3 protein-coding genes are annotated in these 2,147 nt (G+C 65.7%); 2 read left to right on the top strand and 1 reads right to left on the bottom strand.

Annotated features, from left to right (window positions below; all coding sequences use genetic code 11):
* Together VF497_RS09640 and pcp are read left to right on the top strand one after the other, a co-directional pair.
* On the top strand, positions 1–445 hold a 445-nt coding region (locus tag VF497_RS09640), incomplete at its 5' end, for a 5-oxoproline transporter, DUF979 family subunit (protein WP_330888086.1).
* Entirely contained in the window at positions 442–1,110 is a 669-nt protein-coding gene (pcp, locus tag VF497_RS09635; RefSeq protein ID WP_330888084.1) for a pyroglutamyl-peptidase I, read from the top strand. The genes VF497_RS09640 and pcp, both read left to right, overlap by 4 nt.
* 245 nt (positions 1,111–1,355) lie before the next feature.
* Here pcp and VF497_RS09630 read toward each other — a convergent pair whose 3' ends face one another.
* Complete coding sequence (locus VF497_RS09630) at positions 1,356–1,883, bottom strand: SRPBCC family protein (protein WP_330888082.1); 528 nt, start codon at positions 1,881–1,883, stop codon at positions 1,356–1,358.
* Positions 1,884–2,147 lie beyond the last annotated feature (264 nt).

The following is a 2,147-nucleotide window of genomic DNA, read 5'->3' as shown; positions in this document are numbered from 1 at the left end:
CGTCGCGCTGCTGCCGATGGTGCTCGCGACGCTCGGCGGCGTGTTCGCGGCGACAGGCGTCGGCGATGCGGTCGCGGCGATCGTCGGCGCGCTGATCCCGGTCGATAACCGCATCGCCTGCCTGCTCGCGTTCGCGCTCGGCATGGTGCTGTTCACGATGATCATGGGCAACGCGTTCGCCGCATTCCCGGTCATGATGGCCGGCATCGGTCTGCCGCTGCTCGTGCACAAGCACGGCGCCGCGCCCGCCGTGCTCGGCTCGCTCGGCATGCTGACCGGCTACTGCGGCACCCTGCTGACGCCGATGGCGGCGAATTTCAACATCGTGCCCGCGGTGCTGCTCGAACTGCGCGACCAGTACGCGGTGATCCGCGCGCAATGGCCGACGGCGCTCGTGCTGCTGGTCATCAATGTGATCCTCATGGCCGTGCTGATCTTCCGATGAAGCGCGCGTCGAAAAAACTGCCCATCGCCCTGGTGACCGGATTCGATCCGTTCGGCGGCGAGACGATCAATCCTTCGTTCGAGATCGCGCGCGCGCTCGACGGCGCAACCATCGCCGGTCATCGCATCGTCGGCGCCGAGCTGCCGACCGAATTCGTGCGTTCGCTGCCCGCGCTCGATGCCTTGCTGCGCAAACACCGCCCCACCCTCGTGATCGCGCTCGGGCAGGCGGGCGGGCGCAGCGGCATTTCGCTCGAACGCATCGCGGTCAACCTGATCGATGCGCGCATCGCCGACAACGCCGGCGCGCAGCCGGTCGATGTGCACATTGTGGAAAATGCGGCAAATGCCTACTTTTCCACCTTGCCGGTCAAGGCGATGCTGTCTGCGTTGCGTACGGCAAACATTCCTGCGGAACTCTCGCAGACGGCCGGCAGCTTCGTCTGCAACCTCGTTTTCTACGGCCTGATGCATCGCCTCGCGCGTGCGCGGCGGGACGTGCGCGGCGGTTTCATCCATGTGCCGTTTCTGCCCGAGCAGGTGCAGAAAGTTCCCGGTGCGGCGAGCATGCCTCTGATGACAATGATTGCCGCGCTGCGCCTGTGCCTCGAAACCGCGCTGACGACGAAGGACGATCTTCACTACGCCGCCGGCGCGACGCACTAGAACCTGTCTCAAAACTACTGCGCTCGACATCTCGTGCGCCGGCGGTGCTCGGACTGCGCAGGCAGGATGCCGAAGCGAACGGCAAAGCCGGCCCGAAGGGCGAGCCGCAGAAGCGGCGAGTCATCCTCATTTACTACTTGTAAACTCCGGTTCCTGAGCTCCGGCGACGCGCGAACTGTCTTCGCTCGCTACGTTTTGAGACAGGTTCTAGGCATCGCGCGGCAAACGCGGCCGCACGTCGCCGTTCAACCGCCGCCGAGCACCTTGCCGAGGTTGTCGAGTCCGGCCTGGTAGACCGCGCCCATCGTGTCGGTCGCGGTCTTGTCGTCCGCGTTCGCGGCCGGATGATCGCCGACGTCCTTGCGCTTGAACTGGCCGGACCAGGTCACCACCGACTTGCCGTCCGCGCCCGCCTTCACGCTGACCGTGGAGGTGTAGTCGCTCACCGGCAGCACCCCTTCGAGGATCGCGTACTTGAAACTGTGATGTGCCGGATCGTAGCCGAGCAGCTTTTCCTTGATCGTGCCGCCGTCCTTGAGCGTGAGCAGGCGCACCGCGCCGACCTGGTTATTGCTGCCCTCGACGATCTGGTCGCTGGCGACAGCCGGATGCCAGGTGTTGAGCCCGTCGAAATTCTTCACCGCGTCCCAGACCTTGGCGACCGGCGCGTTGACCGTCGCCGACTTGGTGACGCTGAGCACCGGCGCGGCGGCGAAAGCGACGCTTGCGCCGGCGGCAAGCACGGCACCGGCTATCGTCTGCATTTTGAGCATGACTACCCTCCCGAGATGGCTGGAATTCGGATCTGTCGTTGGCGGGACCCGACGCTATCCGGCCCCTAGCGTCAATATTGCACAGGGCCGCCAAGGGTGCTCTGGCACGATGGGGCACTGTCCTGTTTCTGGCACGGCCGGCACAGAGGAGACCCGACCCTATCCCGGCCGCAGTCAGCGCGCCGCCAGCGGCGGAATCAGCAACAGGCTGACCAGCGTGGACGAAACCAGCCCGCCGAGGATCACGACCGCCATCGGACCCTC

This window comes from Rudaea sp. (assembly GCF_036383415.1).
Lineage (GTDB): Bacteria > Pseudomonadota > Gammaproteobacteria > Xanthomonadales > Rhodanobacteraceae > Rudaea.
The sequence above is the reverse complement of the archived record's forward strand: the minus strand, read 5'-3'. Positions and strand labels throughout refer to the sequence as shown.

What these genes read in the sequence shown, in the direction of transcription:
- pcp (WP_330888084.1), top strand. Translation starts at nt 442, where the DNA reads ATGAAGCGCGCGTCGAAAAAACTGCCCATCGCCCTGGTGACCGGATTC.
- VF497_RS09630 (WP_330888082.1), bottom strand. Translation starts at nt 1,883, where the DNA reads ATGCTCAAAATGCAGACGATAGCCGGTGCCGTGCTTGCCGCCGGCGCA.